Genomic DNA, 24643 nt, shown 5'->3' with positions numbered 1-24643 from the left:
CCGCGCTAGTCGCCGAGGTACTGCCCGGCCCAGGCGGAGATGATCCCTGCAACCCGGGCAGCTTGTCCTTTGCCCGTCAACAGGTGGTCACTGCCTTCGAGCGAAATGAAGCTCCGAGGGTGCCGTGCAGTCTGGAAGATCTCGCTGGCGTTGTCGATGCCCACGGTGTTGTCCGTGGGGGAGTGCAGCACCATGAGGGGCCTGTGCAGGGTACGGATGCAGTCCCTGAGGTCGGCCTTCTCGACATCCTCGACAAAGTGCCGGCGGACCTCCATGCGCCTGCCGCCCAGGTTGACCTCGGCGCTGCCTTCGCTGAGGATCGTGCTGACTTCGGCGTCGAACATGTGCTCCACGTGCCTGGGCTGGAACGGGGCGCCGACCGTCGCAACGGCACGTACCTCGGGGAGGCTGAGGGCGGCAGCCAACACGGCCGCCCCTCCGAAGGAGTGGCCAACAAGCAGGGAGATTTCCTTGCCTTCGGCGCGCATGAACCCGGCGGCGCGGATGGTGTCAGCCACCTTCACACTGAACGATCCAGCGGACCAATCGCCGGCGGAGTCGCCCAGTCCAAGGTTGTCGAAGCGAAGCATGCCGACGCCGAGATCCGCCAAACCCTTGCAGATGCGCGATGCTGACGGGCTGTCCTTGCCGAGGGTCAAACCATGGGAGAACACACCCCAGCCCCGGACCGGACCCTCAGGAACATCCACGATCCCTGCCAAGAGATCTCCGGTGCTGCCTTCGAAGCTGATCTTCATGGATTTGGACACCTGTCCGCCTTTCGTTTTGCGAGGAAGTCTTAAACAGCGACGACGGCGGACCCCGCCAAGGGGACGCCGTCGTCGTCGTATTCTGAATTTTGGACTAGATCTTGCGTGCCAGGATGGCCTGCTTGACCTCGGCGATGGCCTGGGTCACCTGGATGCCACGCGGGCAAGCTTCCGAACAGTTGAAGGTGGTGCGGCAGCGCCACACGCCTTCCTTGTCGTTGAGGATCTCCAAGCGCATGTCACCGGCATCGTCGCGGGAATCGAAGATGAAGCGGTGTGCGTTCACGATGGCGGCCGGGCCGAAGTACTGGCCGTCCGTCCAGAACACGGGGCAGGACGACGTGCAGGCGGCGCACAGGATGCACTTGGTGGTGTCGTCGAACCGTTCACGGTCCTCGACCGACTGCAAGCGTTCCTTGGTGGGCTCGTGGCCCTTGTTGATCAGGAACGGCATGACTTCGCGGAAGGACTGGAAGAACGGCTCCATGTCCACGATCAGGTCCTTCTCCACCGGGAGGCCCTTGATCGGTTCAACGGTGATGGGCTTGGAGGTGTCCAGGTCCTTCAGCAGGGTCTTGCACGCGAGGCGGTTGCGGCCGTTGATGCGCATGGCGTCGGAACCGCAGACGCCGTGGGCACAGGAACGGCGGAACGACAGCGAGCCGTCGATTTCCCACTTGATCTTGTGCAGGGCGTCCAGCACGCGGTCGGTGCCGTACATCGTCAGCTGGTGGTCTTCCCATGCGGCCTCTTCCGAGACCTCGGGGTTGTAGCGTCGCACTCGCAGCGTGATGTTGAAGGTCGGGATTTCCCCGCCTCCACCAATGTGCGCGGGCAGCTCGATCTTGGATGCTGGCTCAGCAAGTTCAGCAGACATCTTAGTACTTCCTCACCATCGGCTCGTAGCGCGTAAAGACAACAGGCTTGGTGCCGAGGCGGATGCCCGCGATTGCTTCCGCAGATCCGTCCGCCGGAGCGTGCTCATCCTTATACGCCATGGAGTGCTTCATGAATTTCTCGTCGTCGCGCTCCGGGAAGTCCTCCCGGAAGTGGCCTCCACGGGACTCCTCGCGGTGCAGGGCAGCAACTGTCATGACCTTGGCCAGTTCCAGCAGGAAGCCCAGTTCCACCGCTTCGAGCAGGTCAAGGTTGAAGCGCTTTCCCTTGTCCTGGACGCTGATGCGCTGGTACCGCTCTTCGAGGGCCGCGATGTCCTTGAGCACCTGGTTCAGGGTGTCCGCCGTACGGAACACCTGCATGTTGGCGTCCATGGTGTCCTGCAGTTCCTTGCGGATCGCGGCAACCCTCTCGCCGCCGTCGGAAGTGCGGACGTGGTTCAGCAGATCCAGCGTGTATGCCTCCGGGTCTTCCGGGAGCTCCACGAAGTCAGCGGTCTTGGCGTATTCGGCCGCAGCAATGCCCGCACGCTTGCCAAAGACGTTGATGTCCAGCAGGGAGTTGGTACCCAGGCGGTTGGAGCCGTGCACGGAAACACAAGCAACTTCGCCGGCCGCGTACAGGCCCGGCACGATGGTGTCGTTGTCCTGAAGGACCTCGGTGGTGATGTTCGTGGGGATGCCGCCCATGGCGTAGTGCGCCGTCGGGAACACGGGAACCGGCTCGGTGTACGGCTCGACACCGAGGTAGGTGCGGGCGAATTCGGTGATGTCCGGGAGCTTCGCGTCGATGTGGGCCGGCTCGAGGTGGGTCAGGTCCAGGAGGACGTAGTCCTTGTTCGGGCCGCAGCCGCGTCCTTCACGCACTTCGTTTGCCATGGAGCGGGCCACGATGTCGCGGGGAGCGAGGTCCTTGATAGTGGGAGCGTAGCGTTCCATGAAACGCTCACCCTCGGAGTTACGCAGGATCGCGCCTTCGCCGCGGGCAGCTTCCGAGAGGAGGATGCCCAAGCCGGCAAGACCGGTCGGGTGGAACTGGAAGAACTCCATGTCCTCCAGCGGGATTCCGCGGCGGAACGCGATGCCCATGCCGTCACCGGTCAGGGTGTGGGCGTTGGAGGTGGTCTTGAAAACCTTGCCCGCGCCGCCCGAGGCGAACACCACGGACTTGGCCTGGAAAACGTGCAATTCGCCGGAGGCGAGGTCGTAGGACACGACGCCGGCAACGCGCTTCTGCTTGTACGGCGTCCCGTCTTCGCGGACGGCGTCTTCCTCGACGGTCAGCAGGTCCAGGACGTAGTACTCGTTGTAGAACTCGACGTTGTGCTTGACGCAGTTTTGGTACAGCGTCTGCAGGATCATGTGGCCCGTGCGGTCTGCTGCATAGCAGGCGCGGCGGACCGGAGCCTTGCCGTGGTCACGGGTGTGGCCACCGAAACGGCGCTGGTCAATGCGGCCTTCGGGCGTGCGATTGAACGGCAAGCCCATCTTCTCCAGGTCCAGCACGGCGTCGATGGCTTCCTTCGCCATGACCTCGGCTGCGTCCTGGTCAACCAGGTAGTCGCCACCCTTGATGGTGTCGAACGTGTGCCACTCCCAGTTGTCCTCTTCGACGTTGGCCAGGGCTGCACACATGCCGCCCTGGGCTGCGCCGGTGTGGGAACGGGTGGGGTAGAGCTTGGTCAGTACTGCGGTGCGTGCGCGCTGACCGGATTCGATCGCGGCGCGCATGCCGGCGCCGCCGGCACCGACAATAACGACGTCGTACTTATGGACCTGCATACCAGATGCTCTTTCTCTCTAAGTCAGATGGTCGGCGGAGCCTGCTCCGCGTGTTGTGCACAGCCGGACAAGCCGGTGGTGCAGCGGAGCGCTACGGCGCCGGGCAGAACCCGCCGGGCAGCTGAACGCCGTTGACGACGGGGCACGGGTTGAACGTGAAGATCACCAGTGTGCCAAGAACGACGATGACGACCGTGGCCGCGTAAAGGACTACCTTGAGCCAAAGGCGCGTGGCGTCCTTCTCGGCGTAGTCGTTGATGATGGTGCGGACGCCGTTGGTGCCGTGCAGCATGGCGAGCCACAGCATGGCCAGGTCCCAGAACTGCCAGAACGGGTCGGCCCACTTGCCGGCCACGAAGCCGAAGTCGATGCCGTGGATGCCTTCGCCCACCATGAGGTTCACGAAAAGGTGGCCGAAGATCAGAACCACGAGCACGACGCCGGAGAGCCGCATGAACAGCCACGCGAGCATCTCGAAGTTCCCCTTGGAACCGGTGCCGCGACGGTACTGCGGAGCAATCTTCCCACTGCCGATTTTTCCACTGCGCGGGCTTTGAATGTCAGTACTCATGGCTTAGTGGCCTCCCAGTGCGAGGGACAGGTGGCGGATGGCGAAGGCCCCGAAGGTGACCAGCCACAATACCAGGACGGTCCACAGCATCTGGCGCTGGTATTTCGCGCCCTTCTTCCAGAAGTCAATGGCGATAACGCGCAGGCCATTGAAGGCGTGGAAAACGATCGCTGCGACGAGGCCCGTTTCGCCCAGGGCCATGAGGGGGTTCTTGTAGGCGCCGATAACGGCCGTGTAGGCCTCCGGGGACACACGCACCAGTGAGGTGTCCAGCACATGGACCAACAAGAAGAAAAAGATCACAACACCGGTAATGCGGTGTCCAACCCAGGACCACATGCCTTCACGGCCGCGGTACAAGGTGCCAGCTGGTTTTGTCGGCACTGAATAAACCTTCCTGCAACACAGCGGCGCTGGCACGGGATCCATGCGGGGGAAACGCCAGCTGCGAGAGCACTCGTAGCTCAGCCTAAATCTAGGCTTCGCTCACAGCTTATTCAATTTAGGCACCCCTTCTTGTAACGAGAGCGCGGGGTTTCGCCTGAATTCCGGCGTTTTCGCCACGATGGTGAGACGAAGACCACAAAGCGGGACTTGAGCGGGTGTCGGATAAGGTGTTGCGGTGAGTATAGAAAACGCTGCAAGCCTCGAATCGCCATTGCGCCACTTCCATGCGGTTATTCCGGCCGGCGGAGTGGGCACGCGCCTGTGGCCGCTTTCGCGTGCTGCCGCGCCCAAGTTCCTCCACGACCTCACGGGTTCGGGCAGCACCCTCCTGCGGGCTACGTACGACCGTCTCGAACCGTTGGCCGGCAACCGGGTTCTGGTGGTTACGGGTGTGGCGCACCGGGTTGCCGTCTGCCGCCAGCTTCCAGAAGTGGGCGAAAACGAGTTGGTCCTCGAAAGCGAACCGAAGGACTCGGGAGCGGCGATTGGCCTCGCCGCCGCCATCCTGCACCGTCGCGACCCCGACACCATCATGGGTTCCTTCGCCGCCGACCACGTCATCAGCCCGGACCACCTTTTCCAGGAAACTGTGCGCGAGGCTATCCACACTGCGGCTGCCGGAAAAATCGTCACCATCGGCATCAAGCCCACGCACCCCTCGACCGGGTTCGGTTACATCCGCACCGGGGACTTGCTCAATATCGACGACGCGCCGAATGCGCACGCCGTGGTCGAGTTCGTCGAGAAGCCGAGTGAGGACATTGCCAAGAAGTACCTCGAGACTGGCGACTACGTCTGGAATGCCGGCATGTTCGTCGCGCCCGTCGCTCTCATGCTCAAGCACCTGGAGGCAAACCAACCGGTCCTGTTTGCCGGGCTGCAGGAAATTGCCGACGCCTGGGACACGCCGGAACGCGATGAAGTGACCGCCCGGGTGTGGCCCACTCTGCCGAAGATCGCCATTGACTACGCCGTGGCCGAACCAGCCGCGGCGGCGGGGGATGTCGCCGTCGTGCCCGGTACTTTCCGCTGGGACGACGTCGGAGACTTCGCCGCGATCGGCCGCCTCAACAATGCCGGCGACGTCGATGAGGTGACGGTCCTCGGTGAAGGCGCCCGCGTCTTCACGGAGAACGCCAGCGGCGTGGTTGTCTCCGATACGAAGCGTGTGATCGCCCTTATCGGGATCAAGGACGTCGTGATCGTCGATACGCCGGACGCGCTGCTTGTCACCACGAAGGAGCACGCCCAGCGGGTCAAGGGTGCGGTGGACGCGCTCAAGGCAAGTGGAGACACCGACGTTCTATAGTGCCCTCTTGCGGCGCTGTCCGTAACCAAGAGACCCCTTTCGCTATTCGGGGGGTGTGGATGGCTAGAGTTGTGAGGTGCGCAATTTCACTACCGAAACCGAGCCGACCCCTGTGGTGAAGCCATGGCTTGACGATCTCTTGCCGGAACTCCTTGAATTCCGGAGGGACCTGCATGCGCACCCCGAACTTTCCTTCAAGGAATTTCGCACTACGGACAAGCTGGTTGAACGGCTCGAGGCGGCGGGACTTGAACCCCGCCGGCTGGAAGGCTCGGGGCTGACGGTCGACGTCGGCGACGGGCCCATCGCCACGGCCCTGCGCGGAGACATCGACGCCCTCCCCATCATCGAGGAGACCGGGCTTCCGTTCGCGTCGAAGAACCATGGCGTCACCCACGCGTGCGGGCATGACGTCCACACCACGAGCATGCTTGGCATTGCCCTGGTGCTGCACGCCATGCACCAGGAATCCCCCTTGGGCGGAACGGTGCGCATCATCTTCCAGCCGGCAGAAGAAACCATGCCCGGCGGTGCGTTGTCCTGCATCGAGCAGGGCGTGCTCCAAGGCGTTCCGCGTATTCTTGCGCTGCACTGCGATCCGCGTATCAACGTCGGCAAGATCGGCACGCGCATCGGCGCCATCACCTCGGCGTCGGACACCATCAAAATCGAATTGACCGGACGTGGCGGCCATACTTCCCGTCCGCATTTGACCGAAGACCTGGTCTTCGCGCTGGCCCAAATCGCCGTCAACGTGCCGGCCGTCCTGTCCCGCCGGGTCGATGTGCGCAGCGGCGTTTCGGTGGTGTGGGGCCAGATCGCGGCAGGTTCGGCACCCAACGCCATCCCCGCCAACGGCTACATGGCCGGCACCATGCGTTGCCTCGACAGGGACGCCTGGCACAGCGCAGGGGAGTTGCTCGACGACGTCGTCCAGCAGGTTGCCGCGCCGTACGGGGTGGACGTGCACCTTGAGCACACCCGCGGCGTCCCCCCCGTGGTCAACTCGGAACACGAAACTGCCATCATCGAGGCCGCTGCCCGTGCGGAACTCGGCGAGCACGCCGTCGTCCTGACACCGCAGTCCATGGGTGGCGAGGACTTCGCCTGGTTCCTGGCCGACCTGCCGGGTGCCATGATGCGGCTCGGAACCCACACGCCCGGCGGCGAGGAATACGATCTCCACCGCGGTGACTTCATTGTGGACGAGCGTGCCCTCGGCTTCGCAATCCAAGTCCTTGCCGCCGCCGCGCTGCGAACCATCCGGGATCTCTGAACCTCGACGCTCGCTCACTTATGCCGGGTTTTGGCCGGACGCTCGCTCACTTATGCCGGGTTTTGGCCGGACGCTCGCTCACTTATGCCGGGTTTTGGCCGGACGCTCGCTCACTTATGCCGGGTTTTGGCCGGACGCTCGCTCACTCTTGGTTTAAAGGCCGGGGATCCTCCTGCGGATTATCTTCAGGAGGATCCTTTCGTTTGGGCTTGTTTGTGAGCGGGCGTCGCCGGGGTTGGGCTTGTTTGTGAGCGGGCGTTGCCGGGGTACGGCTTGTTTGTGAGCGGGCGTTGCCGGGGTACGGCTTGTTTGTGAGCGGGCGTCGCCCGAAGCAATTGAGTTGTGTGCAATTTAATTGTGAGCTATCGTTATTCCCATGAGTGAAGCCCCCCGCCTCGACCGCCAGGTCTGTTTCGCGCTGTATTCCGCTTCGAAGGCGGCCACGGCGGTCTACCGGCCGGTGCTGGACGAGCTTGGACTGACGTATCCGCAGTACCTCGTGATGCTGGTGCTCTGGGAGAACGAGCCTCGAAGCGTCCGGGAACTGGGTACCGAGCTGGGACTCGACTCGGGCACCCTGTCTCCGCTGCTCAAGAGGCTTGAAGCCATGGGCCTCGTGGAGCGCCGGCGTTCAGTAGAAGACGAGCGTCGCGTCGAGATCCACCTGAGCGACGCCGGGCGGGCGCTGAGTGCCCGGGCGGGGGCTGTTCCGCAGCGGCTCGCCGACGCCGCCGGCTTGAGCGCAGCCGAGCTCGCGCAGCTTCACGACACTCTGGGCCGGCTTACCGCCGCCCTCCATTCAGCCATCTGATCCTCCACCCCAGCACCTCCATCCCATCGAAGGAAAAGGAACCACAGTGAAGACTTTGTACATAGCAGAGGCGCTTGCCTCCGGTGAAGGCCGCGAAGGCAACGCACGCACTAATGACGGCAAGTTGGACGTCACCCTCGCCAGCCCGGTGGAACTGGGCGGAAACGGCCAGGGCACCAACCCCGAGCAGCTCTTCGCCGCCGGATACGCGGCATGCTTCCACTCGGCACTCAGGCTGGTGGGACGCAAGGCCCGGGTGGATCTGACTGATTCCGCCGTGGCCGCCAAGATCCATTTCGGTGCCTTGGAGGGCAGCGAGGGATATGGCCTCGCCGCGGAGCTTGAGATCGCCCTGCCTGCCCTGGACCGCGAAACCGCCGAGCAGCTCGTGGCCAAGGCCCACCAGATCTGCCCCTACTCCAACGCGACCCGCGGGAACATCGCCGTCGACATCAAGCTTGTGGAGGTGGCCGCATGAGCGCCGCCGTTCCCACGAGCACCCGCGAAATCCAGCTGGCGTCCCGCCCGCAGGGACGCCCCGTCCAGGAGAACTTCCGGCTGGCAGAGACCGATCTGCCGGAGCTGCAGGACGGCCAGATCCTGGTCCGCAACGAGTTCATGTCGGTCGATCCCTACATGCGCGGCCGCATGAATGACACAAAGTCCTATTCGGCGCCTTTCCGGCTCGACGCAGCGCTCGACGGCGGTGCGGTGGGCGAGGTGATCGCGTCCCGTTCCGAGGCACTCAAGGTGGGTGACGTCGTCGTGCACCAGCTCGGCTGGCGCGAATATTCGGTGGTGGATGCGGCAAGCGCGACGCCGGTCCCGGCCGGACTGGCGCCGACGTCGGCGTTCCTCGGGGCGCTGGGCATGACGGGCCTGACGGCGTATGCCGGACTGCTCAAAGTGGCCGAGTTCAAAGCCGGGGACGTGGTCTTCGTTTCCGGTGCCGCCGGCGCGGTTGGTTCGATTGTCGGGCAGGTCGCCAAGGCCATGGGGGCCTCCAAGGTGATCGGCAGCGCCGGTTCCCCGGAGAAGGTGGCGCGTTTGCTGGAACTCGGCTTCGACGCGGCGTTCGACTACCACGACGGTCCGGTGGCGAAGCAACTGCGTGAAGCAGCGGGGGAGCGCGGCATTGCCGTCTACTTCGACAACGTGGGCGGCGAACACCTCGAGGCTGCCCTCGCGGTCCTCACCGTGGGTGGCCGGGTGGCAATGTGCGGTGCCATTTCGCAGTACAACTCCACAGAGCCCACGCCGGGCCCGCGGAACCTGGCCTTGGCCATCGGAAAGCAATTGACCCTGCGTGGCTTCCTCGTGGGCGGCCAGCGCCAGCACGCCGCGGAGTTCGCCGGGAAGATGGCCGGATGGCTGGCCGATGGAACGGTCCGCTACGACGAGACGATCGTTGACGGACTGGAAAACGCGCCGAAGGCCTTCATCGACCTCCTGGATGGGGCCAATACCGGCAAGATGCTGGTCCGGCTGCACTGAGGGATTCCCGGCGCGAACTGGCGGCAGATGCCCGCAAAACGCGATTTTTGGGTCATCTGCTGCCAGTTCGCGCACTTGGGAACGGGCATCCTAGGACCGTTCGCTGGGAGTTCCGCTACTGCTTGGTAACAAAAGCTCAACAATCTTCGGGTTGTTGGGCTTTTGTGTTACCCGGGTGTGTTCAATCCCACTAAAGTTGTGCCATCAGTGCGCCCCAGGCGCAGTGCTGCGAAGCATCAGTGAAAACAGAATTTCAGACTCGAGTTTTCGAAACGGACACTCATTGACCAACTGTCGTAGCATCAATCACTTTCTTCCTGGAGGAAAATTGAAGCAATCACTGCGTGCCACACTAAAGCGCGGTTCATTTGCGGGCGTCGCAACTGCGGGCGCCGCTGCACTTTTGCTGGCAGGCTGCGGTAGCGCACCGTCTGCTTCGAGCTCGGGCAGCGCCACCAAGTCGGACTACACCGCATGCATGGTGTCCGACTCCGGCGGCTTCGATGACAAGTCGTTCAACCAGTCAGGCTTCGAGGGCCTTCAGGCAGCAGCCAAGGACCTGAGCATCCAGGAGAAGCACGTCCAGTCCAAGGCCGACACGGACTACGACCCCAACCTTCGTTCCATGGTCCAACAAGGCTGCAAGCTGACGGTTACGGTCGGCTTCCTGCTTGGCGACGCCACGAAGAACATCGCGACGGCGAACCCCAACAGCCACTTCGCCATCATCGACTACTCGGACCCCACCTTCCCGAAGAACGTCAAGCCGATTGTCTATAACACTGCCCAGGCCGCGTTCCTGGCCGGGTACCTCGCCGCCGGCACGTCCAAAACGGGCAAGGTTGCGACCTTCGGTGGCCTCAACATCCCCACCGTGAGCATCTTCATGGATGGCTTCTCCGACGGCGTGAAGTACTACAACCAGAAGAAGGGCAAGTCCGTCCAGCTGCTTGGCTGGGACAAGGACAAGCAGGACGGAACGTTCGTCGGCGACTTCAAGCAGGTCGACAAGGGCAAGGTCCTCACCCAGGGATTCCTTGACCAAGGGGCGGATGTGGTCCTTCCCGTCGCTGGACCTGTTGGAGCGGGCGCCGGAAGCGCGATCCTTGACGCCAAGGCAAAGGGCACGGACGCAAAGCTGATCTGGGTCGACTCGGACGGCTACCTGACCGCACCCGCCTACAAGTCGGTCATCCTGACGTCGGTCCAGAAAACCATGGCGACGGCCGTGGAGACGGTCATCAAGGCCGACAAGGAAGGCAAGTTCGACCCCAGCCCGTATGTCGGCACCCTCGACAACGGGGGCGTGGCGCTTGCCCCGTTCCACGATCTCGACTCCGCTGTTCCGGCAGACATGAAGAGCGATCTTGACCAGTTGAAGAAGGACATCATCTCCGGCGCAGTCAAGGTCGAATCGAAGTCCAGCCCCAAGTAAAAATCCGGGCTAAACCGCATCGCGCTGCCCTTCAGCCGAGTTTTGGCAGAAGGGCAGCGCGTTCTGCGTTGCCTTCAATTTGCTCTTCGACACTCCTTTGCCGAGCACTATGCTGGGAGCACGGTGATGACGAGGAGCCATCCTTTATAGATGGGTTGGAGTTTTGAAACTCGAACTGAAAGGGATCACGAAACGCTTCGGGTCCCTTGTAGCCAATGACCACATCGATCTGGTGGTTGAACCCGGCCAAGTCCATTGCCTCCTGGGCGAAAACGGTGCCGGTAAATCCACCCTGATGAATGTCCTTTACGGACTCTACGACCCCAGCGACGGCGAAATCCTGGTCGACGGCAAGCCGGTCGTTTTCAAGGGTCCCGGCGATGCCATGGCTGCCGGGATCGGAATGGTCCACCAGCACTTCATGCTGATTCCGGTATTCACCGTCGCCGAAAACGTCGCGTTGGGAAACGAAGCCACCAAGGCAGCCGGTTTCCTGAACTTGGATGAAACCCGCCGGAGAATCTCCGAGATTTCCAAGCAATACGGGTTCCATGTCGACCCCGATGCCCTCGTGGAAGACCTGCCCGTAGGCGTCCAGCAGCGGGTCGAGATCATCAAGGCACTCGTGCGCGACGCCGAAGTCCTGATTCTCGATGAACCGACCGCGGTTCTCACTCCGCAGGAAACCGATGAGCTCCTGGACATCATCCGCCAGCTCAAAGCAGCCGGAAAGTCAATTGTCTTCATTTCGCACAAATTGCGTGAGGTCAAGGAAATTTCGGACATCATCACGGTGATCCGGCGGGGGAAAGTGGTGGGCTCGGCCGATCCTTCGGCGTCCCCTACGGAACTCGCCTCGGCGATGGTTGGCCGCGCGGTCAGCCTGACCCTGGAAAAGAAACCCGCCCAACCGGGTGAAGCGACTTTCAAGGTCCGGGACCTTACGGTTGTGGACCACAATGGCCAGCACGTCGTGGACGGGCTGAGCTTCGACATCGCCAAGGGTGAAGTGCTCGCTATCGCCGGTGTCCAGGGCAACGGCCAGACGGAGCTCACGGAAGCCATCCTCGGCGTCCAGCAGCACGTCACCGGGTCCATCGTCCTCGACGGCGTCGAACTTCTCGGCAAGAGCGTCAAGCAGGTCTTGTCCGCCGGCGTCGGGTTCGTCCCTGAGGACCGCAAGATCGACGGCCTGGTGGGAACGTTCTCCATTTCCGAGAACATGATCCTGGACCTTTACGACAAGGCGCCTTTCGCCCAAGGCATCGGCATGAAACCGGCCTTGATTGCTTCGCACGCGGAGAAGAAGGTCGAGGAGTTCGATGTGCGGACGCCGTCGATCGATGTCGCCGTGGGTACGCTCTCCGGAGGCAACCAGCAAAAGGTGGTCCTGGCCCGGGAGCTCTCCAGGCCGTTGAGGCTCTTCATCGCATCGCAGCCCACGCGAGGGCTCGACGTCGGCTCCATCGAATTCGTGCACAAGCGGGTCATTGCCGAACGGGACAACGGAACTCCCGTGATGATCGTGTCCACCGAGCTCGATGAAGTGCTCGAACTCGCTGACAGGATCGCCGTCCTCTACCGGGGAAAGCTGGTCGGGATTGTTCCGGCCGGTACGTCCCGCGACGTGCTGGGCTTGATGATGGCCGGCGTTCCGGAACATGAGGCAGAACTGACTGCGCACAAGACCCTCGAGGGAGGAACCCATGTCTGAGTCCAATACCCCTCGGCAGGAAAACGAGGCCGAGCCTGAGCGCCCGGAGACTCTGGACGACGAGGTCGTCCTGGATGTCGCGCTGGACACGGCCGACGGCGCAATGGCCCCGTCAGTAATTCCGGCTGCCAGCCAGGGCGGACAGATCCCGCACGCCGCCGGTGGTTCGGTCTTCCGGCAGATCGTGACCGGAAACGCCATGGTCTCGGTGTTGTCCGTGCTCCTCGCGATTGTGCTCGGCGGAATCCTGATGGCCGTGACCAACCCCAAAGTCGCCGAGACAGCAGGTTACTTCTTCGCGCAGCCGGGGGACATGCTTACCGAGGTCTTCAGGCCCTACGTGGCGTTGGTCCAGGGCGCCATATTCAACTGGGCCGGGGCCGACGCCGCTGCCCAGCTGTACCCGATCACTGAGACCCTGACGGTGTCCACCCCCCTGATCCTGGCTGGACTCGGCGTGGCCCTGGCCTTCCGTGCCGGGCTGTTCAATATCGGTGCGCAAGGCCAGATCATCTTCGGTGCCCTGTTCGGCGCCTACGTGGGATTCACCTGGCACCTGCCTTTCCTCGTTCACCTGTTGCTTGTCATCGTTGCCGGATTCATCGGCGGCGCGGTGTGGGGCGGCGTCGTCGGGCTGCTCAAGGCCCGGACCGGTGCCCATGAGGTCATCGTGACCATCATGCTGAACTACATCGCCAACTTCCTGCTCCTGTTCCTGCTGACTACTCCCGCTTTCCAGCGCAAGGGCTCCACCAACCCGATCTCGCCCTTCCTGGACCAATCGGCACTGTTTCCGGAGTTGCTCGGACCCCAGTTCAGGCTCCATGCCGGATTCCTCTTGGCAGTGCTGGCAACGGTTTTCGTCTGGTGGCTCCTGAAGCGCTCCACGCTCGGCTTTGAATTCCGGGCCGTGGGCGCCAACCAGAGCGCGGCACGCACCGCTGGAATCAACGTTCCCCGCGCCGTGATCCTGGTGATGGCGATTGCGGGTGCGCTTGCGGGCCTGGCCGGCATTGCGCAGGTATCCGGGACGGAGAAGTACCTCTCGGGAGGCGTCGCCGCTTCCATCGGATTCGATGCCATTACGGTCGCTTTGCTCGGCCGTTCGACGCCGTGGGGAACCTTCTTCGCCGGGCTCCTGTTCGGCGCGTTCCGCGCGGGAGGTGTCGCGATGCAGGCCGAAACCCAGACCCCCATCGACATCGTCCTGGTCATCCAGTCCTTGATCGTCCTGTTCATTGCGGCACCGCCGCTGGTACGCGCGATCTTCGGACTGAACCCGCGCAAAAAGAAGAAGGCCACCGGCGGCCCCGGCTCCGGAACCATCCCCTCCGGAAAAATCGAGAGCGGAGCTGCAACAGCATGAGCACCACAACAACTCAGCCCGGCGGTGGCACACCCGCCGGCAACGCCCCGGCGAGCCCGGGAAAGACGGGCGCCACGGAGCTGGTGAGCTGGAAGGCCGGCATCGGATTGTCCCTCCTCGCAATCCTGGGAACCGTGCTGTTCGGTTTCATGTCCAATTCGAAATCGGCAGGCTTCGGCATTGCCGAGGCGGCCAATGAAGCGGCCTCAAGTGTCGCCGCTTTGGTCACGTTCGTCCTGGCCCTTCTGCTTTCGGCTGGACTCGGATATCTGTGGTTCGTCCGCCGTCGTTCAGGCCGCGCGTCAGTTTCCGGCACGGTACCCGGTTGGCTGCCCGCCTCCACCGTCGCCGCCGTCGTGGTCCTCGGCCTCGCCGCGCTCGGCGTGGCAAAGGTTTCAAAGGTCACGCTCCCTTCCGCGGCCATCGGCTGGATCGCCGCCGTGATTCTCCTGGGCCTAGCGGGCTACACGGTGTACCTCACCCAGGCGAAGAGGGCCGTACCCCGCTGGGTGGGCGGCACCTTTGCCGCCGTGTTCCTCATCGGGTTCATGGTCTGGATCGTGGCTGGCGGAAATGGCGATGAGCCGTCGATCTCCCTCGCCGGACTGATCGCAGGATCCGTCACCTTGGCCGTGCCGCTGGTCTTCGGATCCCTTTCCGGCGTCCTGTGCGAACGCGTCGGCGTGGTCAACATTGCCATTGAGGGCCAGCTCCTGCTGGGAGCATTCTCCGCAGCCGTCGTTGCCACGGTGACGCACAACGTCTACGCCGGACTGGTCGCGGCGGCCGTCGCCGGAACGCTTGTCTCCTTGGTCCTGGCCGTGGTCAGCATCAAGTACCTCGTCAACCAGATCATCGTCGGCGTCGTGCTCAACGTCCTCATCAGCGGACTGACGAGCTTCCTCTTTTCGACGCTGCTGACGGCGGACCCGGATGGACTCAACAAGCCGGGGCGCTTGCCTCCGGTGGACATTCCCTTCCTGTCCGATATCCCCATCATCGGCCCCATCCTGTTCCACCAGTCCCTCGTGGGCTATTTGATGTACATCGCAGTGATCGTCGTTTACCTCGGCCTCTTCCACACGAAGTGGGGGCTGCGCGTGCGGGCCGTCGGCGAGCATCCGCAGGCGGCCGACACCGTGGGCATCAACGTCAACCGGACCCGATTCTGGAACGTGCTCATGGGCGGTGCGATCGCGGGCATTGGCGGCTCGTTCTTCACGCTCGTATCCGTGGATGCGTTCAGCAAGGACATGTCCGGTGGCCGTGGGTATATCGCGTTGGCGGCATTGATCTTCGGGCGCTGGAACCCGATCGGCGCCTTCCTGGCCGCGTTGCTGTTCGGCTTCGCGGACAATCTGCAGAGCGTCATCACCATCATCGGATCGCCTGTGCCGAGCCAGTTCATGGCCATGTTGCCGTACGCCTTGACGGTCTTCGCCGTCGCTGGATTGGTGGGCAGGTCCCGGCCGCCGGCGGCGAGCGGCATACCGTACGTCAAGGGCTGACCGTGGCGCTCAAGGGTACCGAGGTGGACTGGGCGGCCCTCGAAGCCGCCGCGGTCGCCGCCATGGGGAAGGCCTACGCTCCGTATTCGAAGTTCCCGGTGGGGGCGGCTGCCCTCACCGAGGACGGGCGGATCGTCAGCGGATGCAACGTCGAGAACGCCAGCTATGGACTCACGCTGTGCGCCGAGTGCGCCCTGGTGGGGGACCTCCACATGGGTGGCGGCGGCAGATTGCGGGCGTTCTATTGCGTCGACGGCAAAGGCAATGTCCTCATGCCGTGCGGCCGTTGCAGGCAATTGCTGTATGAATTCCGGGCACCCGGCATGCAACTCATGACAACGCAGGGCATCAAGACCATGGACCAAGTGCTGCCAGATGCCTTCGGTCCCGACAACCTGGAGGAGAACCGGTGACACAGACTGAAGCTTTTGATGCCGTACAGATCATCAGCATCAAGCGGGACAAAGGAACCCTAAGCCCGGAGCAGATCGACTGGACCATCGATGCCTACACCCGCGGCGTCATTGCCGACGAGCAAATGGCAGCCCTGAACATGGCGATCCTGCTCAACGGGATGGACCGTGCCGAGATCTCGCGCTGGACCGAGGCGATGATCGCCTCGGGCGAGCGGATGGACTTCTCCAGCCTGCGGCGTCCCGACGGCGGCATGAAAGCCACCACGGACAAACACTCCACCGGGGGTGTCGGGGACAAAATCACCCTTCCGCTGGCGCCGTTGGTGGCGGTCTTCGGGGTGGCGGTTCCCCAGCTTTCCGGGAGGGGACTGGGCCACACAGGCGGCACGCTCGACAAGCTCGAGGCGATCCCCGGATGGCGGGCTAACCTGAGCAACGAGGAAATCCTGGCCCAGCTGCAGGACGTGGGTGCGGTCATTTGCGCCGCGGGCACGGGTTTGGCTCCGGCGGACAAGAAGCTCTATGCCCTGCGCGACGTCACGGGCACCGTGGAAGCCATTCCCCTGATTGCCTCGTCCATCATGAGCAAGAAGATCGCCGAAGGCACCGGCTCCCTGGTGCTCGACGTGAAGGTGGGTTCCGGGGCATTCATGAAGGACGAAGCCCGTGCCCGGGAGCTGGCCGAAACCATGGTGGCCCTGGGCAAGGATGCGGGCGTCAATACGGTGGCGCTCCTGACTAACATGGGGACACCGCTGGGCCTGACCGCGGGCAATGCCATCGAGGTGGAGGAATCGGTGGAGGTGCTCGCGGGCGGCGGTCCGGAAGACGTCGTCGAGCTGACCGTCAGGCTCGCCGAAGAGATGCTCGCCTGCGCCGGAGTGCACGACGCCGACCCCGCGGCCGCCCTCAAGGATGGCCGCGCGATGGATGTCTGGAACCGCATGATCGAAGCCCAGGGCGGCGATCCGCGCGCGGCCCTGCCAGTGGCCAAGGAATCGGAGGTCATCCCGGCTCCGGCCGACGGCGTCCTGGTGGAGCTCGACGCCTTGGCGGTGGGCGTGGCTGCGTGGCGCCTCGGCGCTGGACGCGCCCGGAAGGAAGACATCGTCCAGGCCGGCGCAGGGGTGCGGATGCACGCCAAACCGGGCGCCTTGGTCCGGGCGGGGGAGCCACTCATGACCCTCCTCACCGACACCCCGGAAAAGTTCGACAGGGCCAAGGAAGCCTTGGAAGGGGCTGTGCTCATTGCGCCGGAAGGCTCACGGCCGGCGCAACGGCTCATCATCGACCGGATCTCCTAGGCTGATCTCCCGGGCATTCCGGAATGCCCGGGAGACAATCCCTGCGGCCATTCGTTAGGAAGACCGTGCAAGCCATCAACGACTTCATCCTCGCCGCGGCCGGGCAGCCTTGGGTCTTGCTCCTGGTTTTTGCCTGCTGCGTGATCGACGGTTTCTTCCCGCCCATTCCCAGCGAGTCGATGGTGGTGGGACTCGCGGCAGTCTCCGTGACCGCAGGGATGCCCAACACGTGGCTGCTGATCCTGGTGGGAGCCCTTGGGGCCTTCACAGGTGACAACATCGCCTACTTGATTGGGCGCAAAGTAGGTGTACGCCGATGGCGGTGGATGCGTTCCCAAAGGATGCAGGGTGCCTTCCGCTGGGCCGGGAGGGAACTACGACGGCGGGCCGCATCACTGATCATGGTGGCCCGGTTCATCCCCATCGGCCGGGTGGCCGTCAACCTCACAGCCGGAGCAACCCACTTCCCGCACGGCATGTTTGTGGCGCTCACGGCTATGTCCGCCGTCCTGTGGGCCAGTTATTCGGTGGCCATCGGTGTGTTCTTCGGCCAATGGTTCGAGCACAACCACCTGCTCGGGGCGGTCATCGCGATCGTCGCTGCCGTCATCCTGGGAATCATCGTGGACCGGATCATCAGCAAAGTCCGCGGGGCCACGCCCGCCACCGTAGAGGACGAAGAAACCGGGGAGCCCGAAGAGGAATCGGTCGTGTAGCAGGCACGGCAGGGGGGAGCCATCTCCTCCCTTGGTATGACGTGCCTGGCACCGGAATATCCCTCCATGGGGGGATGCTTCCATTTCGACTTTCGAGCTAGCCTTAAATTGTGTTCCACCCGGCCGGGGCGTAGCGAACGACGCCCGGGCCGTGGGACACTGGATAGCGATCTATGTCACGCGACCGTGTGACTTTCCTTGAGGAGCAATGCCTGCGTGGACTTCATGAACCACATGCTCGAGCATGCCGCCGGGCAACCGTGGATCTACCCGGTGCTCCTGGTTTTCTTTTTCATCGACGGCTTTGCCACGATCCTTCCCAGTGAGACCGCGATCGTCGGGCTCTCGGCCCTTGCGATGCACCGGGGTGAGCCCAACCTGTGGCTCCTTGGCGCCACCGCGCTTGTCGGGGCCATGGCCGGCGACAACATGGCCTATATGCTGGGCCGCAAGATCGGCCTGGACCGCTGGAAATGGATGCGCAAGCCGAAGGTCCAGAAGATGTTCGCGTGGGCGCACTACGAGTTGGACAAGCGCGGCGCCGTGCTGATCTTCACCGCCCGGTATATCCCCTGGGGCCGGGTGGCGGTGAACTACGTCGCCGGACAGACCGGCTTCCGCCACAAGACCTTCTTCTTCCTGGACGCCTTCGCCTGCCTCACCTGGGTAGGCTATTCGATCGGCATTGGATCGCTGGCCGGCCACTGGGTGCACAACAACCCGCTCCTCGGCGTGGGGATTGCGGTGGCATTCGCCGTGGTACTCGGCGTCATCGTGGACCACAGCCTGCGTTGGTGGCACAAGCATCTCGAAAAGAAAGACGGCGAGAAGAAGGAAGCGGCCTCCGCGGAAGCAGCCGCAGCAGACGCGGGAACCGCGGTTAACGCGACGGCCGGCGTCGACCGCTCAAACCCTGCTGGCTAAGCTTCTTCCGTCCCCCTAGAGTTGAGACGTGACTGAGCCTATTGTTGATGCCGCCCCTGCCCTTGACTTCGACCTGAAGAGCCTGCCGAAAGTTTCCCTTCACGACCATCTGGACGGGGGACTGCGCCCGGCCACCATCATCGAGCTGGCGGAGGCCGTCGGCCACACCCTGCCTTCCACGGATCCCGTAGCGCTGGGCCAGTGGTTCCGTGAGTCCGCAGACTCCGGTTCTTTGGTCCGCTACCTCGAAACCTTTGACCACACGATTGCCGTCATGCAGACCAAGGAAGGCCTGGCGCGCGTCGCCAAGGAATTCGTCGAAGACCTGGCTGACGACGGCGTCGTGTACGGCGAGATCCGTTGGGCACCTGAGCAGCACCTGCAGAAGGGCCTCACCCTGGACGAGGTTGTGGACGCTGTCCAGGAAGGGCTCGACGCCGGCGTCGACGCCGTTGAGGAGTCAGGCCGCCAGATCCAGGTGGGCCAGCTCATCACGGCGATGCGCCACGCGGACCGCGGCCAGGAGATTGCCGAGCTCGCAGTGCGCCACCGCTACAACGGAGCTGTCGGCTTTGACATCGCCGGAGCCGAAGACGGTTTCCTGCCTTCCCGCTTCAAGGACGCGTTCACCTACCTGGCCGAGCACAACTTCCCGGCCACGGTCCACGCCGGCGAAGCCGCGGGCCTGGAAAGCATCCAGTCCGCCCTTGTGGACGGCCGCGCCCTGAGATTGGGTCACGGCGTGCGCATCGCGGAGGACATCACCGTTGAGTTCGAAGACGCCGAGGGCGAAGAAGCCGACGACGACGCCGAGGACACCGTCGGCATGGTCACCTTGGGTGAAGTGGCAGGCTGGGTCCGTGACCGTGGAATCGCGCTGGAAATCTGCCCTTCCTCCAACCTGCAGACCGGCGCGATCGCGAACTTCGGCGAAGGCATCGAGAACCACCCGCTGGACATGCTCTACCAGTTGGGCTTCAACGTCACGATCAACACGGACAACCGCCTTATGAGCGGTGTGACGCTCACGGACGAGTTCGAGCTTCTCGTGGAGACCTTCGACTACGATCTCGATGACCTCCTCGAACTGACCCTCAACGCCGCCGAGTCGTCGTTCCTGCCGTTGGACGAAAAAGAAGCGTTGGTGGAGTACATCAACGACGCCTACGCCAACCTTGGCTGAACAAACTCCTTCGGGCGCCAGTTCTCCTGAAAGTCCTGTCGTGGAGTTGCTGGGGACGATTGCCTCTTTGCGCGAGCACTGTCCTTGGATGGGGGCGCTGACCCACGAGTCCTTGGTCGAGTACCTGATCGAGGAAGCGTATGAGGTTGTCGATTCGATCGAGGCCGGCGCGTCCGGTTCCGATACATCCGACGAACTCCGCGGCGAGCTGGGCGACGTGCTGCTCCAAGTGGTGCTGCACGCCCGGCTCGCCGAGGAGCAAGGACAATTCACCTTCGACGACGTCGCGCGCGCCATCACGGACAAGATGGTGCGGCGCAATCCCCACGTGTTCAAACCGGACGGGTCCTTGCAGGAATCCTTCCCGGCCACCGTGGAGGAGATCGTCGAAAAGTGGGACGCCGTGAAGAAGGCCGAGAAGCCCGGGCGTTCGGATCCCTTCGAAGGCATTCCACCGCACCTTCCCGCCCTCGCCTTGGCGCAAAAGTCGCTTGACCGCGCAGCCCGCTCAGAGCGCTCGGGCAGTCCTGAACGCGGCGGCCGTCCAGTCGCGGCGGTGGAGGTTCCCGACTCCGAAGCTGCGCTTGGAGACTTGCTGCTCGCCGTCGTCGCGGGCTCGCGGGAGAAGGGCTTCGACGCCGAACGGGCCCTGCGCGGTGCCGTCCGCCGATACCAGGGCCGCGACGGCGAAGCCACAAAACGTGAGGGTTCCGACGCTGTTCCGTAACCTTGGCCGGTCTCGACTAGGCTAGTGGCGACGAGGACGTCGAGAATTTCCCTCAAGATTCCCAGTAAATCGCTTCACCATAAGGAGCAGTCCATGGCGCTTATCGATGCCATCCACGCCCGCGAGATCCTTGATTCCCGCGGAAACCCGACAGTAGAAGTTGAAGTTCTGCTTTCCGATGGCCAGATCGGCCGCGCGGCAGTTCCCTCCGGTGCTTCCACCGGCGAGCACGAAGCCGTCGAACTGCGCGACGGCGACAAGGGCCGTTACCTCGGCAAGGGCGTCCAGAAGGCCGTTGACGCGGTCATCGACGAAATCGCCCCGGCCCTGATCGGCTTCGACGCCACGGACCAGCGCAGCATCGACCAGGCCATGATCGACCTCGACGGCACCCCGAACAAGGGCAAGCTCGGCGCGAACGCCATCCTCGGCGTTTCCCTCGCCGTGGCAAACGCGGCCGCCGCCTCCGCGGACCTGCCCCTGTACAAGTACCTGGGCGGCCCGAACGCCCACGTCCTGCCCGTCCCGCTGATGAACATCCTCAACGGTGGCTCCCACGCCGACTCGGACGTCGACATCCAGGAATTCATGATCGCCCCGATCGGCGCCGAGACCTTCTCCGAAGGCCTGCGCTGGGGCGTTGAGGTCTACCACAACCTCAAGTCGGTCCTGCAGGCCAAGGGCCTCTCCACCGGCCTCGGCGACGAAGGCGGCTTCGCTCCGAACCTGCCGTCCAACCGTGCCGCACTGGACCTGATCCAGGAAGCCATCAAGAACGCCGGCTACACCCCGGGCAAGGACATCGCCCTCGCGCTGGACGTCGCCTCCTCCGAGTTCTACAAGGACGGCGCCTACCAGTTCGAAGGCAAGGCACTCTCAGCCACCGAGATGAGCGCCTACTATGCCGAACTCGTTGCCGATTACCCGCTGGTCTCGATCGAGGACCCGCTGGACGAAAATGACTGGGAAGGCTGGAAGACCCTTACCGACACCATCGGTGACAAGGTCCAGCTGGTTGGCGACGACCTCTTCGTCACGAACCCGATCCGCCTGCAGCAGGGCATCGACTCCGCCACGGCCAACTCCCTGCTCGTCAAGGTCAACCAGATCGGTTCCCTGACGGAAACCCTGGACGCCGTTTCCCTGGCCCAGCGCTCCGGTTACACCACCATCACCTCGCACCGCTCCGGCGAAACCGAGGACACCACCATTGCTGACATCGCCGTTGCCACCAACGCGGGCCAGATCAAGACCGGTGCCCCGGCCCGCTCCGAGCGCGTCGCCAAGTACAACCAGCTGCTGCGCATCGAAGAAGAACTCGACGACGCCGCCCGCTACGCCGGCCGCAGCGCTTTCCCGCGTTTCAAGGGCTAGTATCCGCTGAAACAGCTGACCGGTGGCTATGGTGGAAAGACCATAGCCACCGGTTCTGTTTAACGAAATGTGCGAGCACTTCGGCAAACCGCAGGCTCCGTGAGGAACGCAACGCGCAGCAACCCGCCAGGCAAGCACCAGGCATTACAGGAGTGTCATGGCCACCCGCCGCCCCAAGGTCCCCCGGGCAGATGCCCTCGGCCGCTCGCCCCAAAAGAACCCCGACGGCGGCCATGTCATCCGTGCCGACTTCGGCGAGTCCCGCAAGGCATCCGCCGCCCAGCAAGAGGCACCGGTTCATGCAGGGTCCAGGACGCCGTCCAATGCCAAAGCCGAAGGCGGCACCCAAAGCAAAGCCCCTTCCGGGTCCAAGGTTGGTGGTGCTGCGAAACCGGGACGTTCGGGAAACACCCCGGTTGTCGGCAAGGCATCCAGCAAGGCGTCCGGTGCCGGATCCTCGCACTCCGACAAGGACCACGGCGCGCGCCCTGTGCCCGCGAAGGCGTTCTCCGGCCGTATGCTTGCCCTCGCTGTGGTGATGATAGCGATCACTATCATGCTCGCTCCCACAGTGAAGATCTGGTTGGAGAAAAAGGCCGAAATCTCCGGCCTGGAAGCCGACATTGCCAGTAAACAGGCCGAGCAGGCCAGCCTCCAGAAGCAGATCACGCGGTGGCAGGACCCCAACTACGTGAAACAACAAGCCCGGGACCGCATTAACATGGTTATGCCGGGTGAAGCTGGCTACTGGGTGTTTGGTGGAGACGTTCCCGCTGGCACACCGGGTGGGAGCACCAGTTCAGGAGCTTCCGGAAGCCCGTCCAACCTGCCATGGGTGGACGGCCTGTGGGAATCCATCAGGCGCTCGGCAACAGACTAGACGCGGTGCCCGCCGCCGTCGCGCCCTGATGGGCGCGGCCAAAAAGGGCAGGAAGGATGGCAGCGCCAGTGGAAGACAACTCGGCACCTGCATCGCAGGAGTCCCGCAAGCCATCAGCACACGATCTCGAAATCCTCAGCCGCCAGCTCGGACGGCCGGTGCGCGACGTCGTCGAAATCCCGGCGCGCTGCGTCTGCGGCAACCCGCTGGTCGCTGCAACCGCTCCGCGCTTGAGCAATGGCACCCCGTTTCCCACGACGTTCTACTTGACGCACCCCGTCATCACCGCCGCCGTGTCGCGGCTGGAAGCCGGCGGGCTCATGAATGAGATGAACGAACGGCTCACCGCGGACGAGCCTTTGGCTGCGGCTTACAGGAGCGCCCACGAAGCCTATCTCCAGGCGCGTGACGAGATTGCCGGACGTGCCGGCACGGGAGACGTTCCGGAAATCGCAGGGGTCTCGGCCGGCGGCATGCCTACCCGCGTCAAGTGCCTGCACGTGCTGGTCGGCCACTCCCTGGCCGCCGGTCCCGGCGTCAATCCGCTCGGCGACGAGGCCATCGGGGCGATTAGCGAATGGTGGACCGCGGACCGCTGCTATTGCGACGGCGCATGGGACAGTGCGGGGGAGGCCCCGTCCAAGGACCTCAGCCGCCACGGACCGCAGGGCCTGCCGGACATCGTGGGCCGTCCCGCCCCCGTCCGCAAATCCAAGTCCTCCCACGCGACAGAGCCATCAGGGAAACCATCCGCAGGGGGGCTCAACGTATGAACCGCGTAGCTGCGATTGACTGCGGGACCAATTCGATTCGCCTCCTGATCGCGGATTCCAACGGCACGGACTCCGGGTCTCCCTTGCGGGACGTTGTCCGCGAGATGCGCGTGGTGCGCCTCGGCCAAGGGGTTGACGCCACCGGCGAACTCGCCCCTGAGGCGCTTGAGCGCACCTTTGCGGCGACCGCCGACTACGCCGAGCTGATCCGCCATCACGGAGCCCGGGGCATCCGTTTCGTGGCGACCTCTGCCAGCCGGGACGCCCGTAACCGGGACGTCTTTGTTGACGGGATACGGGGGCTGCTGGGCGTCGAACCCGAGGTCATCTCCGGTGACGAAGAAGCCTCGCTGTCCTTCGCCGGCGCAAGCAGCGTGCTGCCTTCGCGCGGCAAGGACCCTGTGCTTGTGGTGGACCTTGGCGGTGGAAGCACCGAATTCGTCCTCGGAGACTCCGACGGCGTCATTGCCGCCAAATCCGTCGACATCGGCTGCGTGCGGCTGACCGAGCGGCACCTTCGCAGCGACCCTCCGACGCCGGAGCAGATCGCCGCCGCGGAAGCCGACGTCGACGCAGCCATGGACCTCGTGGCCCGCACGGTCCCGCTGGACCGGGCCACCGCCGTCGTGGGCGTAGCCGGTACCGTCACCACCATCACCGCGCACGCGTTGGGCCTGGACGAGTACGATCCCGCACTCATCCACGGTGCCAGCCTGGACCTGGAGACCATCAGCGACGCGGCCACAAGTTTGTTGGAAATGAGCCGCGAGGAACGTGCCCGGCTACCCTACATGCACCCCGGACGCGTCGACGTCATCGGTGCCGGAGCCCTTGTTTGGCGCCGCATCCTCCAACGCTTGGCTGAGCTCGGAGAGGGCTCCATCACTGCGGCTACCTCCAGCGAACATGACATCCTCGACGGCATCGCGCTGAGTATTCTGAGCATGCCGAGTACTCGGTAAGAGTG

24 protein-coding genes are annotated in these 24643 nt (G+C 63.8%); 19 read left to right on the top strand and 5 right to left on the bottom strand.

Features of this window, described 5'->3' with window-relative positions:
• Window positions 1–5: 5 nt before the first annotated feature.
• From VLA65_RS01070 to sdhC, 5 genes are all read right to left on the bottom strand, one after another.
• A complete protein-coding gene (locus tag VLA65_RS01070; protein ID WP_284992006.1) occupies window positions 6–770 on the bottom strand; it encodes an alpha/beta hydrolase family protein in 765 nt (254 codons plus the stop codon).
• Between the two features lie 94 nt (window positions 771–864).
• A complete protein-coding gene (locus VLA65_RS01065) occupies window positions 865–1647 on the bottom strand; it encodes a succinate dehydrogenase iron-sulfur subunit (protein WP_059387992.1) in 783 nt (260 codons plus the stop codon).
• 1 nt (window position 1648) lies between these two features.
• Window positions 1649–3448, bottom strand: coding sequence for a succinate dehydrogenase flavoprotein subunit (gene sdhA, locus VLA65_RS01060; protein WP_306964665.1), 1800 nt, complete (start codon window positions 3446–3448; stop codon window positions 1649–1651).
• A gap of 91 nt (window positions 3449–3539) precedes the next feature.
• Window positions 3540–4019: a succinate dehydrogenase hydrophobic membrane anchor subunit gene (locus VLA65_RS01055; protein WP_059387990.1), complete on the bottom strand. Its 480-nt coding sequence runs from the start codon at window positions 4017–4019 to the stop codon at window positions 3540–3542.
• Between the two features lie 3 nt (window positions 4020–4022).
• Window positions 4023–4403, bottom strand: coding sequence for a succinate dehydrogenase, cytochrome b556 subunit (sdhC, locus tag VLA65_RS01050; RefSeq protein WP_084784381.1), 381 nt, complete (start codon window positions 4401–4403; stop codon window positions 4023–4025).
• A gap of 238 nt (window positions 4404–4641) precedes the next feature.
• Here sdhC and VLA65_RS01045 point away from each other — a divergent pair, with 238 nt between their 5' ends.
• The 19 genes from VLA65_RS01045 to VLA65_RS00955 all read left to right on the top strand — a co-directional run bounded on the left by VLA65_RS01045 (window position 4642) and on the right by VLA65_RS00955 (window position 24638).
• On the top strand, window positions 4642–5775 hold the full coding sequence (locus VLA65_RS01045) for a mannose-1-phosphate guanylyltransferase (RefSeq protein ID WP_059387989.1): 1134 nt from the start codon (window positions 4642–4644) through the stop codon (window positions 5773–5775).
• Between the two features lie 76 nt (window positions 5776–5851).
• Window positions 5852–7051, top strand: coding sequence for an amidohydrolase (locus VLA65_RS01040; protein WP_059387988.1), 1200 nt, complete (start codon window positions 5852–5854; stop codon window positions 7049–7051).
• 376 nt (window positions 7052–7427) lie between these two features.
• A complete protein-coding gene (locus VLA65_RS01035; RefSeq protein WP_284992005.1) occupies window positions 7428–7862 on the top strand; it encodes a MarR family winged helix-turn-helix transcriptional regulator in 435 nt (144 codons plus the stop codon).
• 46 nt (window positions 7863–7908) lie between these two features.
• Window positions 7909–8340, top strand: a complete 432-nt coding sequence (locus VLA65_RS01030) for an organic hydroperoxide resistance protein (RefSeq protein ID WP_306961121.1) — start codon at window positions 7909–7911, stop codon at window positions 8338–8340.
• The gene (locus tag VLA65_RS01025) at window positions 8337–9356 is read left to right on the top strand and encodes an NADP-dependent oxidoreductase (protein ID WP_332601544.1); all 1020 of its coding nucleotides are present in this window, start codon (window positions 8337–8339) and stop codon (window positions 9354–9356) included. Before VLA65_RS01030 ends, VLA65_RS01025 begins: the two co-directional genes overlap by 4 nt.
• Before the next feature lie 328 nt (window positions 9357–9684).
• Window positions 9685–10791: a BMP family lipoprotein gene (locus VLA65_RS01020; RefSeq protein ID WP_172465512.1), complete on the top strand. Its 1107-nt coding sequence runs from the start codon at window positions 9685–9687 to the stop codon at window positions 10789–10791.
• A 163-nt stretch (window positions 10792–10954) separates the two neighbouring features.
• Window positions 10955–12505: an ABC transporter ATP-binding protein gene (locus VLA65_RS01015; protein WP_284990383.1), complete on the top strand. Its 1551-nt coding sequence runs from the start codon at window positions 10955–10957 to the stop codon at window positions 12503–12505.
• On the top strand, window positions 12498–13871 hold the full coding sequence (locus VLA65_RS01010; protein ID WP_370872297.1) for an ABC transporter permease: 1374 nt from the start codon (window positions 12498–12500) through the stop codon (window positions 13869–13871). Before VLA65_RS01015 ends, VLA65_RS01010 begins: the two co-directional genes overlap by 8 nt.
• On the top strand, window positions 13868–15379 hold the full coding sequence (locus tag VLA65_RS01005) for an ABC transporter permease (RefSeq protein ID WP_332601543.1): 1512 nt from the start codon (window positions 13868–13870) through the stop codon (window positions 15377–15379). Before VLA65_RS01010 ends, VLA65_RS01005 begins: the two co-directional genes overlap by 4 nt.
• A 2-nt stretch (window positions 15380–15381) precedes the next feature.
• On the top strand, window positions 15382–15792 hold the full coding sequence (locus tag VLA65_RS01000) for a cytidine deaminase (protein WP_284990385.1): 411 nt from the start codon (window positions 15382–15384) through the stop codon (window positions 15790–15792).
• A complete protein-coding gene (locus VLA65_RS00995) occupies window positions 15789–17099 on the top strand; it encodes a thymidine phosphorylase (protein ID WP_332601542.1) in 1311 nt (436 codons plus the stop codon). The genes VLA65_RS01000 and VLA65_RS00995 overlap by 4 nt, the downstream gene beginning before the upstream one ends.
• A 65-nt stretch (window positions 17100–17164) precedes the next feature.
• Entirely contained in the window at window positions 17165–17815 is a 651-nt protein-coding gene (locus tag VLA65_RS00990) for a DedA family protein (protein WP_059387978.1), read from the top strand.
• 234 nt (window positions 17816–18049) lie between these two features.
• On the top strand, window positions 18050–18739 hold the full coding sequence (locus VLA65_RS00985; RefSeq protein WP_332601836.1) for a DedA family protein: 690 nt from the start codon (window positions 18050–18052) through the stop codon (window positions 18737–18739).
• A gap of 28 nt (window positions 18740–18767) precedes the next feature.
• A complete protein-coding gene (locus VLA65_RS00980; protein ID WP_059387977.1) occupies window positions 18768–19922 on the top strand; it encodes an adenosine deaminase in 1155 nt (384 codons plus the stop codon).
• An 88-nt stretch (window positions 19923–20010) separates the two neighbouring features.
• A complete protein-coding gene (locus VLA65_RS00975; protein WP_307052671.1) occupies window positions 20011–20649 on the top strand; it encodes a MazG nucleotide pyrophosphohydrolase domain-containing protein in 639 nt (212 codons plus the stop codon).
• Window positions 20650–20742: 93 nt separating this feature from the next.
• Window positions 20743–22023 (top strand): phosphopyruvate hydratase, encoded by a 1281-nt coding sequence (eno, locus tag VLA65_RS00970; RefSeq protein WP_306961132.1) that lies wholly within the window; start codon window positions 20743–20745, stop codon window positions 22021–22023.
• Window positions 22024–22180: 157 nt separating this feature from the next.
• Entirely contained in the window at window positions 22181–22903 is a 723-nt protein-coding gene (locus tag VLA65_RS00965) for an FtsB family cell division protein (RefSeq protein ID WP_059387976.1), read from the top strand.
• Window positions 22904–22959: 56 nt separating this feature from the next.
• Window positions 22960–23676, top strand: a complete 717-nt coding sequence (locus VLA65_RS00960) for a DUF501 domain-containing protein (protein WP_332601541.1) — start codon at window positions 22960–22962, stop codon at window positions 23674–23676.
• Complete coding sequence (locus VLA65_RS00955; protein WP_332601540.1) at window positions 23673–24638, top strand: Ppx/GppA phosphatase family protein; 966 nt, start codon at window positions 23673–23675, stop codon at window positions 24636–24638. The genes VLA65_RS00960 and VLA65_RS00955 overlap by 4 nt, the downstream gene beginning before the upstream one ends.
• Window positions 24639–24643 lie beyond the last annotated feature (5 nt).

Origin of the sequence: Arthrobacter sp. S2(2024) (assembly GCF_036662515.1) — a bacterium.
Classification (GTDB): domain Bacteria; phylum Actinomycetota; class Actinomycetes; order Actinomycetales; family Micrococcaceae; genus Arthrobacter.
Note: the sequence above shows the minus strand (reverse complement) of the source record. Positions and strands in the feature narration are given on the sequence as shown.